Genomic DNA, 19,583 nt, shown 5'->3' on the forward strand with positions numbered 1-19,583 from the left:
GTTATCAACATTGTTAATGTATAAATATAAAGTAGTAGTAGCCCTGTCAGGTGGAGTAGATTCTAGTGTAGCAGCTTTAATCTTAAAAAAACAAGGATATAATGTAATTGGATTATTTATAAATACTTGGGATAATCATGATGATGATTGTAATATGTTGACATGTAATTGGAAAGAAGATAGTATATATGCAATGTTAGTAGCAAATAAATTAAATATTCCATTTCAAATAATAGAAATGAAAAATGAATATAAACAAAATATTATCAATTACATGTTTAAAGGATATAAATCAGGTATTACTCCTAATCCTGATATTATGTGTAATAGTAAAATAAAATTTGATTGTTTTTTAAAACAAGCTATGAATTTAGGAGCAGATTTTATTGCAACTGGACATTATGTAAATAAACAATATATTATCAAAAATAATAAAATTATTTATAGATTATTAATTGGAACAGATTCTAATAAAGATCAATCTTATTTTTTATGTCAACTAAAACAATATCAATTATCAAAATCTATTTTTCCTTTAGGTAAATTAACAAAAAAAGAAGTTAGACAAATAGCTAATAAAAGTGGATTATGTAATGCAGATAAAAAAGATTCTCAAGGTTTATGTTTTTTAGGAAAAATTAATTTATATCAATTTTTACAACAAAAAATACCAAAAAAAACAGGTGAAATCATCAATATTGATTCAAATGCTTCTTGTATTGATAATCATAATAACATTAATAGACAACCAAAATATTGTAAATCAGATGGAAAAATAATAGGATATCATAATGGATATCAATTTTTTACAAAAGGACAAAGAAAAGGATTATCTATAGGGGGATTGAAACATCCTATTTTTGTTATTGAAACAGATATAAAACACAATATTGTTTATACAGGAATGGGAAGACAACATCCTGGATTATATGATAAATCTTTATTTATTAAACAAAAAAATATTCATTGGATAAGAGATGATTATACTATGTTAGATGGAGATATAATGAAAGTTCTTTGTAGAACTCGTTATAGACAACCTTTACAACAAGCTATTCTAAACAAAATTCCAAATGGAATGTTAATCGAATTTAAAACTATGCAATTTGCTATTACTAAAGGACAATTTGCGGCATGGTATATAAACAAAGAATTAATAGGATCTGGTATCATATCATGAAAAAAAAATACAAAATTCTTTTATATCACCTATTTTTTTCATATTTTTATATACTTCTTCGTATTCGTATTTCTATTTATCTGTCTAATCTATATAGATTAGATTTATAAAATCTTTCATGGAACAAAAAATTAACAAGTTTAGCAAACAAATTACAGAAAGAGATGATTTACCTGCCTCTCATGCTATGTTATATGCTATTGGAATTAAAGATTCCGATTTTCACAAGGCACAGGTAGGAATTGTAACTAATTGGTATGATGGAAATCCTTGCAATATACATTTAGATAAATTAGGAAAAATTGTAAAAAAATCAATTAAAAATCATAATAATTTGAATGTATTTCAAATTACCACCATTGGTGTCAGTGACGGACTTACAATGGGAACATCAGGCATGAGGTATTCTCTTCCATCTCGAGAATTAATAGCAGATAGTATAGAAACTGTTATTAATTCGCACCATTATGATGGTGTTATAGCCATTCCAGGATGTGATAAAAATATTCCAGGAGTGATGATGGCATTATTAAGATTAAATAGACCATCTATGATTATTTATGGTGGTAGTATATCTTCTGGATTATACAATAAAAAAAAATTGGATATTGTGTCTGCTTTTGAAGCGTTTGGAGAAAAAAATATTGGTAAAATATCTCAAGAAGAATATATACAAATTATTAAACATTCATGTCCAGGTGCTGGATCTTGTGGGGGAATGTATACTGCAAATACTATGGCTGCCGCTATGGAAACTATAGGTATGACATTGCCATCTTCATCATCATATCCTGCAACAAGTCAAAATAAAAAAATCGAATGTCAACATTCAGAAAAATATATTTATAATTTATTGAAAAATAATATTAAACCTAAAGATATTGTTACACCTACTTCTATAGAAAATGGAATTAAATTAGCAATATCTTTGGGAGGATCTACAAATTTAATTATTCATTTTCTAGCTATTGCAAAATGTGCAAATATTAAATTAGAATTAAAAGATTTTCAATATTTAAGCTCTACAATTCCTGTAATTGGTAATTTAAAACCTAGTGGTAAATATTTGATGGAAGATATACATAAATATATTGGAGGTATGCCAGTAATTATTAAATATTTAATTAATGAAGGTATACTCAATGGAAATTGTTTAACTGTTACTGGAAAATCATTATATGAAAATGTAAAAAATATTCCAAACATAAATTTTAACAATCAAAAAATTATTTATCCTGTAGACAATCCTATTAAAAAAAATGGTCATATCAAAATTTTATATGGTAATCTAGCTACAAAAGGTTCAGTGGCAAAAATAAGTGGAAAAGAAGGATTATATTTTCGTGGTAGAGCAAAAGTATTTAATTCGGAACAAGAAGCAAATATTGCTATATTAAATAATAAAATAACAAAGGGTGAAGTAATAGTAATTAGATATGTTGGTCCTGCTGGTGGACCAGGTATGCCAGAAATGTTAAAACCAACATCTTATATTATGGGAGCAGGATTAAGTAAATATGTAGCACTTATTACAGATGGTAGATTCTCTGGTGGATCACATGGATTTGTAGTTGGACATATTACTCCAGAAGCATATTATGGAGGAGTTATAGCTTTCATTCAAAATGGTGATGTCATTAAAATAGATTCAGAAAATAATACACTAACTTTAGAAGTTGAAGAAAACGAAATACAAAAAAGAAAAAAAATTTGGAAGCCTTATAAATCTAAAATACAAAAAGGATATTTATATAAATATATGAAAACTGTTTCTTCTGCTTCTGAAGGATGTATAACTGATCAATAATAATGTTTTTTGATGTTTGGGTTCTATAATTTATATGATAATAAAAAAACAAGAAAAAAAACTATTAGGCTCTGAAATTGTAATAAAAACGTTGTTACATGAGAAAGTCAAATATATATTTGGTTATCCGGGTGGAGCAATTATGCCTATTTATGATTCACTTCATAATTATTTAAATGTGGTATCACATATTTTAATGCGTCATGAACAAGGAGCTATACATGCGGCACAAGGATATGCTAGAGCTACTGGTAAAACAGGAGTTTGTTTTACTACATCTGGTCCAGGTGCTACTAATTTAATTACTGGACTAGCAGATGCATTAATAGATAGTACACCTATTGTTTGTATTACTGGCCAAGTAACTTCTTCATTATTAGGAACAGATGCATTTCAGGAAACTAATATTATAGATATATCTGTACCAGTCACTAAATGGAATACTCAAATTTTGGATGCTAAAGAAATTTTTGCATCTATTAAAAAAGGATTTTTTATTGCAAAAAAAGGAAGACCTGGTCCAGTTTTAATAGAAATAACTAAAGACGCACAATTTCAAAAATATATTTTTAACACAAAAAATATATTTTATTATAACAACATTAAAAATTTTAGACCGTATCCATATATAGAAGAAAAAAATATACAACAAGCAGCAAATTTAATAAATACTGCTAAAAAACCGTTAGTACTTGTTGGACAAGGAATTATTTTAGCCAAAGCTGAACATGAATTTAAACAATTTATTGAAAAGACTGGCATGCCCACAGCAAGTACTTTATTAGGATTGAGTATATTAGAAAGTAGTCATCCTTTATATGTTGGAATGTTAGGTATGCATGGTAATTATGCCCCAAATATATTAACAAATCAATGTGATTTATTAATAGCTATTGGAATGAGATTTGATGATCGTGTTACCGGTAATGTCCAAAAATATGCTACACAAGCTAAAATTATACATTTAGACATAGATCCTTATGAAATTAATAAAAATATATTATGTCATATACCTATTTTAGGAGATTGTAAAGTTTCTTTACAAAAATTAATATTTTATGTGAAAAAATCTTCTCATAAAATATGGATAAATCAATTTTATAAATTAAGAAAAAAAGAAGAACTTTATGTTATACAAGAAGATTTAAATCCTTTAAAAACAGGAATTACAATGGGAGAAGTAATTAAATGGATAAATAAATATAAGCAAAAAAATTCTATTTTAGTAACTGATGTAGGGCAACATCAAATGATTGCTTCTAGATATTTTAATTTTTCTTGTATAAGAAGTAATATAACATCAGGTGGATTGGGAACTATGGGATTTGCTTTACCAGCATCTATTGGGGCTAAATTAGGTTATAAAAATAGACAAGTAATATGTATTGTAGGAGATGGTGGCATACAAATGACCATTCAAGAAATGGGAACTATTTTACAAAATGAAATTTCTATTAGTATAATTTTATTAAATAATAATTTTTTAGGTATGGTTAGACAATGGCAACAATTATTTTTTCAAAAACGTTATTCATGTACAAAATTAATTAATCCAGATTTTATACAACTTGCAAATGCTTATCATATAAAAGCAAAAAAAATAGACAAAAGGGATAAATTAGAATATGCTGTAAAAGAAGCATTAAATTATAAAAAATCTTATTTATTAGAAATAATTATAGAAAGAGAAAATAATGTGTTTCCTATGATTCCATCTGGTGCAGCAGTTGATGAAATTCGTTTAACATAATAATAAATATATTATTATTGATACATTTTATGTATGAAACAGGATTTTAGAATTATCATTTTTGGACATAATGAAAACAGATTATTAATAAGAATATTAATTATATTAGAAAAAAGAAATTTAAAACTAACTTATATACAAGTTAGTTATAAAGACGATAATAAGCATATTGGGCAATCAATAATTATTGATATAAAATGTTTAGAGGAACAATTAATAAAAATAATAAAATTAATTAAAAATTTAATTGGTATTATTCATGTTGATATTAAAAATAATTCAAAAAAATCATGGAAATTAGTCAATCTTAATATTCCATTAATAATATAATAAAATTATGAAAATGACATTTGGATCTTTTAAAGAGAATATTATTACAAGAAAAGAGTTTTCATTGAAAACTGCTCAAAGAATATTACAAAAAGAAACTATATCTGTATTAGGATACGGAGTTCAGGGCCCTGGACAATCATTAAATTTAAGAGATAATGGTTTTTCAGTGATAGTTGGACAAAGAAAAAATTCTATTTCATGGGATAAAGCTTTGAAAGATGGCTGGATACAAGGAAAAAATTTATTTTCTTTAGAAGAAGCATCCGAACGAGGTTCTATATTAATGTATTTATTATCAGATGCTGGACAAATATCTTTTTGGCCTACTTTAAAAAAGTATTTAAATGATGGAAATTCATTATATTTTTCTCATGGTTTTGGACTAACTTTTAATAAACAAACTAAAATTTTACCACCTAAAAATATAGATATATTTTTAGTCGCTCCTAAAGGATCTGGAACAAGTCTTCGAAGATTATTTCAAGATGGACAAGGTGTAAATTCCAGTTATGCTATTTATCAAGATTTTAGTGGACAATCTTTAGAAAAAGTTTTATCGCTAGGAATAGGTATAGGATCTGGATATTTATTTGAAACAACTTTTAAAAATGAAGTATATTCTGATTTAGTTGGAGAAAGAGGAACTTTAATGGGAGCTATACAAGGTATTTTTGCTGCTCAATATCAAGTATTAAGAGAACATGGACATTCCCCTTCCGAATCCTTTAATGAAACAGTAGAAGAATTAACTCAAAGTTTAATGCCTTTAGTATCAGAAAATGGTATGGATTGGATGTATGAAAATTGTTCTACTACAGCACAAAGAGGAGCTTTAGATTGGTGGAAAAAATTTAGAGATTTAAATTTACCTATATTTAGAAAATTATATCAGGAGGTATCTTCTGGAAATGAAGCAAAAAACGTGATTGAGAAAAATAGTCATCCAGATTATAGAATACAATTACAAAAAGAATTAAATCAACTCAAAAATAGTGAATTATGGAAAATTGGAGAACTTATTCGTAAGTTACGACCAAAAAAATAATTTTTAAACTTGCGAATTGACAAAAAATAAAAACAAAATTTATTTTCCTGATTATAAACTGGTTAAACAAGCTGAATTAATTTTAAAAAATATTATATATCAGACGCCATTACAAAAAAATTATATTCTTTCTGAAAAATATAATGCAAATATTCTTTTAAAAAGAGAAGATTTACAAATTATAAGATCTTATAAAATAAGAGGTGCATATAATAAAATAAAAAGTTTATCAAAAAAAGAATTAATAAATGGACTAGTTTGTGCTAGTGCTGGAAATCATGCACAAGGTGTAGCATATTCTTGTAATTTATTGAAATCTCATGTTAAAATTTATATGCCCAATACTACTCCAAAACAAAAAGTAGAAAGAGTCAAAATGTTTGGGAAAGAATATGTTGAAATTATTTTACGAGGGGATACTTATGATTCTGTAAGTTATGACGCTATTAAAGATTGTAAAAAAAATAATAAAATATTTATTCATCCTTTTGATGATAAAAAAATTATTGAAGGTCAAGCTACAGTAGGATTAGAAATTTTAGAACAGTCTAATAATCTAAAAATAGATTATATTTTTATTCCTATTGGAGGAGGTGGATTAGCTTCTGGAGTAGGAAGTATATTTCAACAAATAAGCCCAAAAACAAAAATTATAGGGGTAGAACCATTAGGAGCACCATCTATGAGTTATTCATTAAAAAAAGGAAAAATTATAGAATTAAACAATATTGATAGATTTATTGATGGTGCTTCGGTTAAAAAAGTTGGTCAATTAACTTTTGATATATGTAAACAAGTATTATATGAATTAAAACTGGTTCATGAAGGTAAAGTATGTACAACAATGTTAGATTTATATAATTTAGAAGCTATAGTAGCTGAACCCGCAGGAGCTTTATCCATAGCGGCATTGGATTGTTATTATGAAAAAATAAAAGGCAAAACCATTGTGTGTATTTTAAGTGGAGGTAATAATGATATCACTAGAACAGAAGAAATACGTGAAAGATCTCTGTTATATGAGGGTAAAAAACACTATTTTATTGTTAATTTTCCTCAAAGATCAGGGGCTTTAAAAGAATTTGTTAATAATATTTTAGGAAAACAAGATGATATAGTATATTTTGAATATTATAAAAAAACATCTAAAGAAGAAGGCCCAGCTGTAATAGGAATTGAATTATCTGATAAAAATGATTTTTCTGAATTAATAAAAAATATGAAAACATATAACGTACATTATCAATATTTGAATAAAAATCCAGATTTATTTCGTGTATTAGTATAATATAAAGTAAGTATAATAATAAATAATTATTTTTGTACCCACGACTGGATTTGAACCAGCACATCCATAATTGGATACCACTACCTCAAAGTGGTGTGTCTACCTATTTCACCACGTGGGCATTTTATTAAATATTAACTTTTTTTTACATAATTAAAAATTAATAACATTATAAAATATGAATATAGCAATCATAGGATATGGTAAAATGGGGCAATATATAGAGAAAATAGCAATTAATCGAAATCATAAAATTTCTTTTTGCTCGGATAATACTCCAAATTCTGTTTCTATTGCACTAAAAAAAATAGATGTAGCAATAGAATTTAGCACTCCTAATTCTGCGTTTAACAATGTAAAAATGTGCATTGAAAATAATATTTCTGTTGTATGTGGCACAACTGGATGGTTACATCAAATTCATTTAATTAAAGAATTATGTTGTAAAAAAAAAACATTTTCATTTTTATATTCTTCAAATTTTAGTATAGGAATGAATATTGTTTACATGATAAATAAAAAATTATCTAAACTTTTATATCATAATAAATATCAAAATTATAATATAGAAATAGATGAAATTCATCATAAAAATAAAAAAGATATTCCTAGTGGAACTGCCATACAATTATCACAGATAATAATTAATAATAAACTTAAAAAATATTGGACTGTGGAACATTCAAAAAATGATAAAAATAATATTTTAATTAGATCAACAAGATTGGGAAATGAAATAGGAACACATCAAATAAAATACATATCCAAAATAGATGATATAGAAATTATGCATAAAGCTCACAGTAGATATTGTTTTGCATTTGGAGCCGTTATTGCAGCTGAATGGCTAAAAAATAAAAATGGATTTTTTTCTATGGAAGATGTTTTATCTTTATAATTAATATATGTATGTATTCATATATTTTTTTTAGTATCATTTTTTTGCTTATAGAACACCTCATTTATGTATTAGGAACATGGAGATTGTATACATTAATAGGATTTTCTTTTTTAGAATTAATAATTCCTATATATAATATATTTATACTTTTAAAATTTTTTAAAAAATCTTGTTTATGGATATTGTGTATGTGCTTTCCTATAACTAGTATATTTTTAATAGTATATTTATGGATGAAGTTGATTCGTTTATTTATAAAAATAAACATAAAACATATTTTTTATTTATTTTTTTCTTGTGGTCTATATATATATTATATTAATTATTATTATATTATCCATAATAATAAAATCAAAAATATTAATTTACAACAGAATTTAACCCCACCATTATTAAAAAATAATAAAGAATATCATCATATGTTATTTGCTATAATTTTGTCTTTTTTAATTCATACTTATGTCATTCAACCTTATTTAATTCCTACTTCTTCTATGGAAAAAACTTTATTAGTGGGAGATTTTATTTTAGTAAGTAAAATACATTATGGATTACGATTACCTATGACGCCACTATCAATTCCTTTTATACATAATACAATTTTTGGTTTTATTAAATCTTATTTACCAATTCAATGGCCTTATTGTCGTATTAACAATAATACAAAACAATTTATTACAAAAAATGATATTATTGTGTTTAATTATCCTAAAGATAAATATCATAGAATAATTGATAAAAAAGATAATTATATTAAACGTTGTGTTGGATTACCAGGGGATATAATTTACATAAACGATGGTGTTTTATTTATTAATCATAAACCTGAAAAATCTAAAGAATTAAAATATAAACAACAATGTTATATTATAAAAACAGAATATATTCCATTAAATATTAAATTTATTAAAGAAAATATTTCTATTAAAGAAATAGATATTATAGGTAAACAAAATAATAAATATTTTTATTACGCAATGTTAACAAAAGAAAATATTTTATCTATCAAAAAGTTATGTAATAATGTGATTTTTATAAAACCAATTTTATTTTCAAAAACTATTGAAGACAAATCAATTTATTTTCCCTGGAATATTGATTATTTTGGTCCATTATATATTCCTAAAAAAGGCGATATCATTAGATTAAATAGAAGTAATTTGTATATTTATAATGATATTATTAAATATGAAACACATCATCATAATATTAAAATAAATACTTTGTGGCAAGTAAAAAATAACTATTATTTTATGATGGGAGACAATAGACATAATTCTTTTGATTCTCGTCATTGGGGTTTAGTTCCAGAAGATCATATAATTGGAAAACCAATTTTAATATGGATGAGTATCGATTGGGATAGACAACATCCTTTGAATGTATTTAAATGGAAAATTCGTTGGAGACGAACTATGAAAATAATAGATTGTAATCATTATTCTTTATCTATTTTGTTAACTAGTTTATTTGTATGTGTTTTGATTTATTTTTTATTTTCTTTATAATATGAATTTAATCATTATGTATTTCAATATTATCTTTTTTGGCTACATAAGATCCAATTATATATCCAGATAATATTCCACCAATATGAGCAAAATGTGCAATTCCAGGAGATAAATCTAACAATGATGAAATTATACTACCTAATATAAAAATAATTAATGCTTGTCGTACAGCAAGAGGAAAAGGAAAAGGTAAAAGAAATATTTTATGTTTTGGAAAAAATCGAGCAAAAGCACCAACAATTCCACTCACAGCACCAGAAGCACCCATCATAGGAGAATATACAATACTATATAATTGTAATCCATTATCTTCATTAACATTGTTTAACATCATTTGAACCTGATTCATATCTAAACTATGAACTAATGAATATAAAATACTAGTATTAAATATTAATTGTAATACTGCTGCTGAAATTCCAGATAAAAAATAGATCATTAAAAATCTTTTCATTCCTAACAGATTTTCTAACAGTCCACCAAACATAAATAAAGCTAACATATTGAAAACAATATGTAAAAAAAATCGTTTAGAATGAATAAACATATGAGTTAACAGCTGATATACTTCAAATCTATCATCCATTATATGATATAATGAAAATACATTTTCTAATTTATATTGTGCAAATACAAAAGTTGCTGCGTAAACTAAAATATTGATACTAATTAAATGTTTTACAGCATCTGAACCAAAATGAAAATTTGATATATATAAATTCACTTAAATAATTGTTTGTTGTAAAATATTCTTTTTAAGAATAAAAAAAATAGGATAATTTGATTTGATTATATTTTGACAAGTAAAAAAATCTTTAATTAAAGATTTCATTTGATAAGAGTTCAATAAAGTTCCATATTGAATAGCAGCAAATTTAGATATATATTTGATGATCATATTTTTATTATTTTTATTTCCTTTTTGAAACGAATATGTTAAAATCTTTTTAAAAATATTAATTATCATATTTTGATGTATTTTGTAAGGAATTGCATAAAAATAAGCAGAATTATTCAAAAAATATAAATGAAATCCAATTTCCATTAATTCATGATAAATATTGCTTAATGAGATATATTCTTGTTTTAATAAATTAATTTGAATTGGAAACAGAAATGTTTGACTTATGAAATTGTTTTTTTGTTTTGATGAAAAAAATTCAAATAAAATATTTTGATGAGCTTTATGTTGATCTACAAATATTAAATATTTGTTTTGCCATGAAAAAATGACATATTTATCATTAATTTGAAATGTATTTATTGTATAATTCAATACATAATTAGATACTTGTTTCATAATATTAATATTATTAATCCAATATTTATCCAATATATCAACATTATGAATACAATTTTGTAAATGAATAATTTTTTCCGTATCAGAAAGTTTTTTTAAAGAAGTAAAAAAAATTTTTTCTTTATAATACATAGAATGACAATTCTCAGATTTTTCAAATTTGTCCTTTTGTTCCTTATTTATTATATATTTATGATATAATAATTGTTTCATTTTGTTATTAATTAAATTAGAAATAATATGTAATTCTTCTAACGCCACTTCTTTTTTAGATGGATGTATATTACAATTTATTAATATTGGATTTGTATAAATAAAAATAAAATAAGAAATTGATCTAAAATTCTTTATTATGCCTTTATAAGCAGATATAATTATTTTATGTAAAAAAATATTATTAATACAACGATTGTTAACAAATAAAAATTGATGTCCTTTTATTTTAGATAAATTTGGGATACTAATAAATCCATTAATAAAAATATTATTATTTTTAATATTAATAGGAATTAATTTATATGTTTTTTTGTAAAAAATTTCTTCTATTCTTTCTTTTAAAGAAATATTGTTTTTAAAACATAATAAAATGTGATCATTATGATAAAAACGATATGTAATATTTCTATGAGCAATCACAATTTTATATAATTCATAAATTATATGATTAAATTCTATGCTATGAGATTTTAAAAATTTTTTTCTAGCTGGAGTATTATAAAAAATATTTTTAACTGATACTCTTGTTCCTTTTAACATGCTAATAGTATTTTCTTTTTGAATGATTCCATTTTCTATAATTATTTCTAATCCTAAAAAATTATTATTATTTGTAGTTTGTATTTCGAGTTGTCCTATAGCGGATATTGCAGCTAATGCTTCTCCACGAAATCCTTTAGTTGTAATTTTCAAAATATCTTGATGAGTTCTTATCTTAGAAGTAGTATGTTGTTTAAAACTATTTTTTGCATCATTATAACTCATACCATATCCATTATCCACTACTTGAATTAAACTATTTCCATAATTTTTTATGTAAATATCAATTTGATTTGAATTTGCGTCTATTGAATTTTCTAATAATTCTCTAACTACAGATGCTGGTCTATCGATTACTTCTCCAGCCGCAATTTGATTAATTAATTGTTTTGGTAAAAATTTAATATAATCTTGATTTTTATTCATAAATAATAAGTGGATAGTGTTGTGTGATTGGTGGGTTGTGAGGTGTCAAGGTATTAATAATAAAACAATGTTTTATATTTTATTTGCAATAAACATAAGATACTTTTCTACATTATCATAATAAAAAAAAGAAGGATACTCAATGACGATTTTATCAAATAGTAATTTAGATGCTTTATATTGTTTTATTTCAAAATTTAATATAGCCGATTTATAATAATAAAGTGGTGTAGTAAATGTATTGTTACTGATATTAGATGCTTTGAGATAATTTTTGATAGCTTCATTATTATTATTCAGTTGTGCAAAGGAATCCCCGATGAATCCATATTTCATAGACAATAATAATTCATCTTTGGAATCAAAAGATTTCATTATATGTATAGACTTTTCATACTGTCCTAATTTATAATAACAAATTCCAGCATAAAATTTAGATATATTTCCAGCTTGGGTATCTGGATATTTATTTAATATACCGATCAATCCTAATGAATGATGTTTCATATTATAGTTTAAAGCTTGATCCATTAATCCATGTGAAAGATATGATTCGGCATATGATAATTCTTGAATAGCTTGTTTTTCTTTTAATGTTGTATCTAAAAAATAATTTTGATACAACCAATATATTATAGAAATACTGATACAAATACTCATTAGAATAATAAATACTAATTTATTAATAAATTTGAATTTGAAAAACATTTAATGTTAATATTTTAAACTAAAAAATATCAATGGGTTTAACATGTAACAAGTAAAAAATAATTATTTTGTTTAGCAATATATTATTGGACAAATTTATCCATTTTTCTGTATATTTTCATATTAATAGGTTTGTTTCAACCAAAAAAACGTAATAAAATTATTATATATGTATAATATTATTTTTTACACAATTGGTATGATAATGAATTTTCTTACATTAAAATTAATATTGTGTATTTGAAATGTATTTTTATTTATATAATAAATGCCATAACATCCATAATTGTAGGACAATTTTATAAAAAATTGGTATATTTAGAACATACAAAATTTTGTTATTCGATATATAATGATTGATTAAACATGACAAAAGCAGATATAATAACAGAAATCATATCAGAAACTGGATCTGAAAGAATTGACACAAAAAAGATAATCGAAACATTTATGAAAAAAATTAAAGAAAGTCTTACATCAGGAGAAAATGTATATCTCAGAGGATTTGGATCATTTATTATTAAATATAGAGCAAAAAAACTTGGTCGTCATATTTCAAAAGATAAATCTATTGTAATTCCTGCACATAATATTCCTGCATTTAAACCATCAAAATCTTTTGTTGAACTCGTTAAAGAAAAAGTTCCTATAACAACAAATTAGGTTAAAAAAAAATATATCAACTACGATTAATATGCCAAACGGAAAAAAAAGAAAACGAAAAAAAATAGCTACTCATAAAAGAAAAAAAAGAAACAGAAAAAATAGACATAAAAAGAAAAAATAACAATAAATATTAGTTTTATTGATTATTGATGATTTCTTGTTTTTTTTTTGTATATGATAAAAAAGTTAGTTATCCATGCAGATGAACAAAACGTTAACATAGCATTTTTAGAAAATGATAATTTATTAGAAATTCATAGCGAAAATTATAAAACAGAATTTTCTGTAGGAAATATATATTTAGGTATAGTCAAAAAAATATCTTATGGATTAAATGCAGCAATTATTGATATTGGACATTCAAAAGGAGCATTTCTACATTATAAAGATATATTATTTCAATCGAACATTATTATTAATAAAAAAATACAACTAATAGAATATTTTCATAATTATTTTTTTATTAATCAAAACATAGAAGAACAACAAGAAAATAAAAATTTTTATTCTATCGAAAATCTATTACAAATTGGACAAAAAATTTTAGTACAAATATCAAAAGAAGCTATTTCTAATAAAGGGCCTAAATTAACTACCAAAATTTGTATTCCAGGAAAAAATTTAATTTTAATTCCTTTTTCTGAAAAAATTTATGTTTCACATAAAATAAATAATTATAAAGAAAAACTTAGATTGGTTTCAATTATTCAAAAAATTAAACCCAAAAATTATGGAATTATTATTCGTACGGCATCCTATAATATAGAGCATGATATTTTAAAAAGAGAATTATTCTTTTTAAGAAGTAAATGGACATCTATTTTAAATCAATTAATTACTACATGTTCATTACCAATTAAAGTATTTAGTGAATGTAGTAAAACTTATAGTTTATTAAGAGATATTTTAGATAATGATTTCAAATATATTTATTGCAATAATTATTTCTTATGCAAAGAAATACATTCATACTTATCGTGGATTTTACCACAAGATAAAATAATTATTAAATATTATGAAGGAAAATTGCCAATATTTAAAAAATATGGAATCACAAAACAAATGCAAAATTCTCTAGGTAAACACGTACCATTAAAAAATGGAGCTTACTTAGTTATTGAACATACTGAAGCATTACATGTCATAGATGTCAATAGTGGAATGATTAATCATATACAAGATAATTATATAGAAGAATCATACAGGCTTGAAAATATCATTTTAAAAGTAAACCTTTCAGCAGCTACAGAAATTGCTAGACAACTGAGATTAAGAGATATGGGTGGCATTATTATTGTCGATTTTATAGATATGTCAGATCCTTTTTTAAAACAAATACTTTATGATCATTTAAAACAAGAAATGAAAAATGATAAAGCAAAACATAAAATTTTACCACCAAATGAATTTGGAATAGTACAATTTACTCGTCATAGAGTAAAACCGGAATTAAAATATATAACAAAAAATAATAATTTAATAGAGTTAGAATATTCACCTATGTTTTATATACATCATATAGAATTTATTATAGAAACTATGATAAAAAATAAATTCAATAAGGGAATACAATTACATATACATCCTTTTGTAGCAGCTTATCTTAAAAAAGGATTTCCTTCTATTCAACAAAAATGGTTTTTTAAATATAAAACATGGATCAAAATTATTTCTAATACAATGTTAAAATATACAGAATATCAAATACTTAATCAACAACATAAAATTATTTTATCTTCTTTTAAAAGAAATTAATTAATTTTATATATATGTTTATAACATACGTATAACATATATACGTATCATATACGACGTAAGTAAGTGGGTATTAAGTGGGTGTGGTGGAATCGGTATACACGTCAGACTTAGAATCTGATGCTAATTATAGCATAAGGGTTCAAATCCCTTCGCCCGCACAATACACAAATAAGATAAATACAAAATCTATATAAAATAACAAATATCTAAACTATATTTCTTTTTCTATATCCTACATAAATTTGTCTTGGTCTAACTAATGGTTCATTATTTAATCTCATTTCTTTCCAATGAGCTATCCATCCAGGTAATCTACCTAATGCAAACATAACAGTAAACATATCTTTTGGTATTCCTATGGCTTTATAAATAATACCAGAATAAAAATCTATATTTGGATATAATTTTTTTTCTATAAAATAAGAATCGTGAATAGCTACTTCTTCTAATTCTTTTGCTAATTTTAAAATAGGATTATTAAATTTTAATTTATTGATAATATTTTCTGCTACTTGTTTAATAATTATTGCTCTTGGATCAAAATTTTTATAAATTCTATGTCCAAATCCCATTAATCTAAATGGATCTTTTTTATTTTTTGCTTTTTCAATCCATTTATGAATATTTCCACCATTTTGTAAAATATTTTCTAACATCTCAATAACAGCTTGATTAGCACCTCCATGTAATCTACCCCATAGTGCACTAATTCCAGCAGATATAGACGCATATATACTAACATGTGCAGAGCTCAATAACCGTACCGTAGTTGTAGAACAATTTTGTTCATGATCAGCATGCAAAATTAATAATTTATCTAATGCATCTACTATAATAGGATTTTGTTGATAATTATTTGTTTTTTTAGCAAAAAACATATTTAAAATATTTGAAGTATAACACAAATTATTATCATATTTAACAGGAAATAATCCATTTTTTGTTCTATAAATTAAAGCAGCTAATATAGGAAGTGTGGCTAATAAATGAATATAATTGTTATTATTTTCTTCTTGCATAAACTCAAGTATACATGATAATGAAGATAAAATACCCATAGGATGAGAATTGATAGGATAGTTTTTACATATTTGTAAAATTTTTGTATTATTATTAAGATTACATTGATTTATCATTTCTGAAAAATGATCCAATTGATTGTCATTAGGCAGTTCACCATTTAAAAGTAAATAACTAGTTTCTAAAAATGTACATTTTTGAATAATTTGTTCTATAGGATATCCTCTATATAATAATATTCCTCTTTCTCCATCTACAAAACTAATTGAGCTTTTAGCAATACCTGTATTTTTAAATCCTGGATCCAATGTAATATATCCAGTTTGTTCTCTAAGAGTAGAAATATTAATAGCTTTTTCATGTAAAGTACCATAAACAACTGGAAATGTTTTTACTACTCCATTCATATTAAAATTCACTATGCTACACATAATAATTAACTTTTAATTGAATTAAAAATATTCATAATATCATTTTTTCAAATGAAATAATTGTATTAAATCCTTTTTTGTAAAAATATTTTTTCATTCCACTTCTAAAACTTATTAAAACAAAATCACCACCCCAAGTTCCTAAACTTTTTACTAATCCTAAATAATCTGGAAAAAATTTTTCTTTCACAGTAGGAATTTCTAATATATCAGAAATAATTTTTTCATGTTGGAATAATAATTTTTCAAATTCTTTTAATGTCTTACAAAAGAGTATTTTATTAGTTATATAAGATATATGATCTATAATTAATTTAGAAATCCTTTTTTTTTTATTAATAAAAAATTTAATTCCTGTAACAGTATTTTGTTTTTTATTAAGATATAGAAAAAAAAGTTGTTTTTTAAATGATGGATTAAATTTAATAGGCGTAATTATTGGTATATTATGTTGTAATTTAAATATAATAGCTTGTTGATAAAAACTACACGCTATATCATATCCACTACCTATGCCTTGAATTTTATGTTTTAATAATATCCAAAAATCATTTATAGACGCCCATTCTGCTATATTTTTGATTAACGTAGAACTACTACCTAATCCCCAATTTATAGGAAAGTCTAATTTAGTTTTCACATAAATTGTTACACATGGTTGTTGCAAAAAATGTTTTTGTATACTTTTAAATTGTAATATATAATTTCTTAAATGAATAGCTATTTGTCTATGATTAGAATAACATATACCAATATTTGGTATGCTAAAAATTCCTTGAAACCAATATTTATTATGATGAGTAACACTACTCCAATATAAATATGATTTATAATCTATATTTCTTTTATAAAGAACAGTCAATGACTGACCTTGTTTTGTAGGTAATGCTATACTACTAGCTCCATATAAAATAATATATTCTCCTGTTAATAATAATTTACCATGACTAAAAAAATAATTATAATACATATTCATATTAAATAATTTTTTAAAATGTTTTTTAATAATCCTTGTAAAATATTTTTTGGGCCTATCTCAAAAAATTTTACAGCTCCATGATTAATCATATTAATTATTGATTGTTTCCATTTTACTGGAGATGTCAATTGTTCAATAAGATTGTGTTTAATTTCTAATGATTGTATAACTGGACTAGCATTAATATTTTGATAAATTGGACATCTTGAATATTTAAAATTAATTTTATTTATAACTTTTGTTAATTTTTTTTTACCATACTCCATTATAGGAGAATGAAATGCTCCATTTATAGGAAGAGTTAATATTTTACTACCTTTCAATTGTTTTATAAGATTACTAACTCTCATAAGTGCATGTATTTCTCCAGAAATAACTATTTGTTCAGGACTATTATAATTAGATGGTACTACAATACCAGGATCCTTTTTGCAAATTTTTTCGACAATACTATCTTGTAAACCAAAAATAGCTAACATACCACCACTATAAGATGTACAAATATCTTGCATTATAGATCCTCTTTTATTTACTAATCTTAATCCATCTTCAAAAGATAATACATTAATTGCTGTTAATGCAGAAATCTCTCCTAATGAATGTCCAGCTACCATATCAGGATCAAAATTTGTTAAAATTTTTGATTTTATTACTGAATAAATAAAAATAGCTAACTGGGTATATTTAGTATTATTCATAATTTTTATTGATCCTTCTAACATAATTTTAGTCATATTAAATCCTAAAATTTCATCAGCATATTTAAATAATTTTTTTGCAATACTTGAATTGCTATAAATATCTTTTCCCATACCAATAAATTGTGATCCTTGACCAGGGAATATATATGCTTTCATCAAAAAAATTTTTTTAATTTAAGTAAAATTAATAATGATTTATGATAAATATTACAGATACTCATGCTCATTTATATATGAATGAATTTGATAAAGATAGAAACTTAGTTATAAACAAAGCTATTTCTAATGGAATTAAAAGATTTTTTATTCCATCTATAGACATTTTAGATATTCCAAAAATATTAAAATTATCAAACAATTATCCTAATATTTGTTTCCCCATGATAGGATTACATCCTAATAAAGTAAATTTAGATTATAAAATAACATTAGACAAACTTAAAAAATATTTAGACTTATATTCATTCATTTCTATTGGAGAAATAGGATTAGACTTATATTCACACAATAAATTGTTAATATCAGAACAAATCAAAGCATTTAAAATTCAACTTAACTTAGCACAAAATTATAAATTACCTATTATAATTCATTGTAGAAACGCTTTTGATATAATTTTCGATATTATAAAAACATATTATCCTATAAAAGGAATTTTTCATTGTTTTTGCGGAACATTAAAACAAGCAAATAAAATTATAGATCTTGGAATGAAATTAGGAATAGGTGGAATGATTACATTTAAAAATAATCATATTATATCTTTTTTAAATAAAATTAGTTTAGAACATATTATATTGGAAACTGATTCACCATATTTAGCTCCTACTCCTTTTAGAGGAACAAGAAATGAACCAATATATTTAAGAATAATTTTAAAAAAATTATCAAAAATTTATTCTATATCAGAAAGAAGAATATCAAATATTATTAATCTAAATATAGATAATATATTCTCAAAGATTTTATTGTAATAAGCAGTACTATCTATACGTAATATACCACAGCATATAAGACCATATA

General features: G+C 23.6%; 17 protein-coding genes and 2 tRNA genes. 12 read left to right on the forward strand and 7 right to left on the reverse strand.

Annotated features, from left to right (window positions below):
* Nucleotides 1–16 precede the first annotated feature (16 nt).
* The 6 genes from mnmA to ilvA all read left to right on the forward strand — a co-directional run bounded on the left by mnmA (nt 17) and on the right by ilvA (nt 7,403).
* Nucleotides 17–1,180: a tRNA 2-thiouridine(34) synthase MnmA gene (gene mnmA, locus H0H37_RS00355; protein ID WP_185882477.1), complete on the forward strand. Its 1,164-nt coding sequence runs from the start codon at nt 17–19 to the stop codon at nt 1,178–1,180.
* A gap of 118 nt (nt 1,181–1,298) precedes the next feature.
* The gene (gene ilvD / locus H0H37_RS00360; protein ID WP_185882478.1) at nt 1,299–2,987 is read left to right on the forward strand and encodes a dihydroxy-acid dehydratase; all 1,689 of its coding nucleotides are present in this window, start codon (nt 1,299–1,301) and stop codon (nt 2,985–2,987) included.
* A 34-nt stretch (nt 2,988–3,021) separates the two neighbouring features.
* Complete coding sequence (gene ilvB / locus H0H37_RS00365) at nt 3,022–4,737, forward strand: biosynthetic-type acetolactate synthase large subunit (RefSeq protein WP_185882479.1); 1,716 nt, start codon at nt 3,022–3,024, stop codon at nt 4,735–4,737.
* A gap of 33 nt (nt 4,738–4,770) precedes the next feature.
* A complete protein-coding gene (locus H0H37_RS00370) occupies nt 4,771–5,067 on the forward strand; it encodes an acetolactate synthase (RefSeq protein ID WP_185882480.1) in 297 nt (98 codons plus the stop codon).
* Between the two features lie 7 nt (nt 5,068–5,074).
* Nucleotides 5,075–6,115, forward strand: a complete 1,041-nt coding sequence (gene ilvC, locus H0H37_RS00375) for a ketol-acid reductoisomerase (protein ID WP_185882481.1) — start codon at nt 5,075–5,077, stop codon at nt 6,113–6,115.
* Between the two features lie 16 nt (nt 6,116–6,131).
* Nucleotides 6,132–7,403: a threonine ammonia-lyase gene (gene ilvA, locus H0H37_RS00380; RefSeq protein ID WP_185882482.1), complete on the forward strand. Its 1,272-nt coding sequence runs from the start codon at nt 6,132–6,134 to the stop codon at nt 7,401–7,403.
* Nucleotides 7,404–7,438: 35 nt separating this feature from the next.
* Here ilvA and H0H37_RS00385 read toward each other — a convergent pair.
* Nucleotides 7,439–7,524 (reverse strand) — tRNA-Leu (locus H0H37_RS00385).
* 57 nt (nt 7,525–7,581) lie between these two features.
* On the opposite strand from H0H37_RS00385, the gene dapB reads away from it, so the two are divergent.
* Both dapB and lepB read left to right on the forward strand, forming a co-directional pair.
* Entirely contained in the window at nt 7,582–8,301 is a 720-nt protein-coding gene (dapB, locus tag H0H37_RS00390; RefSeq protein ID WP_185882483.1) for a 4-hydroxy-tetrahydrodipicolinate reductase, read from the forward strand.
* Nucleotides 8,302–8,312: 11 nt separating this feature from the next.
* Nucleotides 8,313–9,812, forward strand: a complete 1,500-nt coding sequence (gene lepB, locus H0H37_RS00395; RefSeq protein WP_185882484.1) for a signal peptidase I — start codon at nt 8,313–8,315, stop codon at nt 9,810–9,812.
* Nucleotides 9,813–9,819: 7 nt separating this feature from the next.
* Here lepB and H0H37_RS00400 read toward each other — a convergent pair whose 3' ends face one another.
* From H0H37_RS00400 to H0H37_RS00410, 3 genes are all read right to left on the reverse strand, one after another.
* On the reverse strand, nt 9,820–10,539 hold the full coding sequence (locus H0H37_RS00400; RefSeq protein WP_185882485.1) for a rhomboid family intramembrane serine protease: 720 nt from the start codon (nt 10,537–10,539) through the stop codon (nt 9,820–9,822).
* A complete protein-coding gene (mutL, locus tag H0H37_RS00405; RefSeq protein WP_185882486.1) occupies nt 10,540–12,297 on the reverse strand; it encodes a DNA mismatch repair endonuclease MutL in 1,758 nt (585 codons plus the stop codon).
* A gap of 72 nt (nt 12,298–12,369) precedes the next feature.
* On the reverse strand, nt 12,370–12,957 hold the full coding sequence (locus H0H37_RS00410) for a tetratricopeptide repeat protein (protein ID WP_238785498.1): 588 nt from the start codon (nt 12,955–12,957) through the stop codon (nt 12,370–12,372).
* 414 nt (nt 12,958–13,371) lie between these two features.
* On the opposite strand from H0H37_RS00410, the gene H0H37_RS00415 reads away from it, so the two are divergent.
* From H0H37_RS00415 to H0H37_RS00425, 3 genes are all read left to right on the forward strand, one after another.
* A complete protein-coding gene (locus H0H37_RS00415) occupies nt 13,372–13,668 on the forward strand; it encodes an HU family DNA-binding protein (protein WP_185882488.1) in 297 nt (98 codons plus the stop codon).
* Nucleotides 13,669–13,845: 177 nt separating this feature from the next.
* A complete protein-coding gene (locus H0H37_RS00420) occupies nt 13,846–15,426 on the forward strand; it encodes an Rne/Rng family ribonuclease (protein ID WP_185882489.1) in 1,581 nt (526 codons plus the stop codon).
* A gap of 77 nt (nt 15,427–15,503) precedes the next feature.
* A tRNA-Leu gene (locus H0H37_RS00425) sits at nt 15,504–15,587 on the forward strand.
* A 48-nt stretch (nt 15,588–15,635) separates the two neighbouring features.
* On the opposite strand, the gene H0H37_RS00430 is transcribed toward H0H37_RS00425, so the two are convergent.
* From H0H37_RS00430 to fabD, 3 genes are read right to left on the reverse strand one after another with little or no spacing between them, the layout of a single operon-like run.
* Nucleotides 15,636–16,880: a citrate synthase gene (locus tag H0H37_RS00430; RefSeq protein ID WP_185882490.1), complete on the reverse strand. Its 1,245-nt coding sequence runs from the start codon at nt 16,878–16,880 to the stop codon at nt 15,636–15,638.
* A 31-nt stretch (nt 16,881–16,911) separates the two neighbouring features.
* Nucleotides 16,912–17,856, reverse strand: coding sequence for a GYDIA family GHMP kinase (locus tag H0H37_RS00435; RefSeq protein ID WP_185882491.1), 945 nt, complete (start codon nt 17,854–17,856; stop codon nt 16,912–16,914).
* Nucleotides 17,853–18,716 (reverse strand): ACP S-malonyltransferase, encoded by an 864-nt coding sequence (fabD, locus tag H0H37_RS00440; RefSeq protein ID WP_185882492.1) that lies wholly within the window; start codon nt 18,714–18,716, stop codon nt 17,853–17,855. The genes H0H37_RS00435 and fabD overlap by 4 nt, the downstream gene beginning before the upstream one ends.
* A gap of 41 nt (nt 18,717–18,757) precedes the next feature.
* Between fabD and H0H37_RS00445 the strand changes: the two genes are divergently transcribed.
* Entirely contained in the window at nt 18,758–19,534 is a 777-nt protein-coding gene (locus H0H37_RS00445; protein WP_394798456.1) for a TatD family hydrolase, read from the forward strand.
* The last annotated feature ends 49 nt before the right edge of the window (nt 19,535–19,583 follow it).

Source organism: Blattabacterium cuenoti (assembly GCF_014252335.1).
GTDB classification, from domain to species: Bacteria; Bacteroidota; Bacteroidia; order Flavobacteriales; family Blattabacteriaceae; genus Blattabacterium; species Blattabacterium cuenoti_AL.

Bases quoted from the DNA above. Each gene is read 5' to 3' on its own strand.
- ilvC (WP_185882481.1), top strand. From the start codon at position 5,075: ATGAAAATGACATTTGGATCTTTTAAAGAGAATATTATTACAAGAAAA.
- H0H37_RS00410 (WP_238785498.1), bottom strand. From the start codon at position 12,957: ATGAGTATTTGTATCAGTATTTCTATAATATATTGGTTGTATCAAAAT.
- H0H37_RS00435 (WP_185882491.1), bottom strand. From the start codon at position 17,856: ATGAATATGTATTATAATTATTTTTTTAGTCATGGTAAATTATTATTA.
- dapB (WP_185882483.1), top strand. From the start codon at position 7,582: ATGAATATAGCAATCATAGGATATGGTAAAATGGGGCAATATATAGAG.
- H0H37_RS00445 (WP_394798456.1), top strand. From the start codon at position 18,758: ATGATAAATATTACAGATACTCATGCTCATTTATATATGAATGAATTT.
- H0H37_RS00415 (WP_185882488.1), top strand. From the start codon at position 13,372: ATGACAAAAGCAGATATAATAACAGAAATCATATCAGAAACTGGATCT.
- mnmA (WP_185882477.1), top strand. From the start codon at position 17: ATGTATAAATATAAAGTAGTAGTAGCCCTGTCAGGTGGAGTAGATTCT.
- mutL (WP_185882486.1), bottom strand. From the start codon at position 12,297: ATGAATAAAAATCAAGATTATATTAAATTTTTACCAAAACAATTAATT.
- H0H37_RS00430 (WP_185882490.1), bottom strand. From the start codon at position 16,880: ATGTGTAGCATAGTGAATTTTAATATGAATGGAGTAGTAAAAACATTT.
- lepB (WP_185882484.1), top strand. From the start codon at position 8,313: ATGTATTCATATATTTTTTTTAGTATCATTTTTTTGCTTATAGAACAC.
- ilvB (WP_185882479.1), top strand. From the start codon at position 3,022: ATGATAATAAAAAAACAAGAAAAAAAACTATTAGGCTCTGAAATTGTA.
- fabD (WP_185882492.1), bottom strand. From the start codon at position 18,716: ATGAAAGCATATATATTCCCTGGTCAAGGATCACAATTTATTGGTATG.
- H0H37_RS00420 (WP_185882489.1), top strand. From the start codon at position 13,846: ATGATAAAAAAGTTAGTTATCCATGCAGATGAACAAAACGTTAACATA.
- ilvD (WP_185882478.1), top strand. From the start codon at position 1,299: ATGGAACAAAAAATTAACAAGTTTAGCAAACAAATTACAGAAAGAGAT.
- H0H37_RS00370 (WP_185882480.1), top strand. From the start codon at position 4,771: ATGAAACAGGATTTTAGAATTATCATTTTTGGACATAATGAAAACAGA.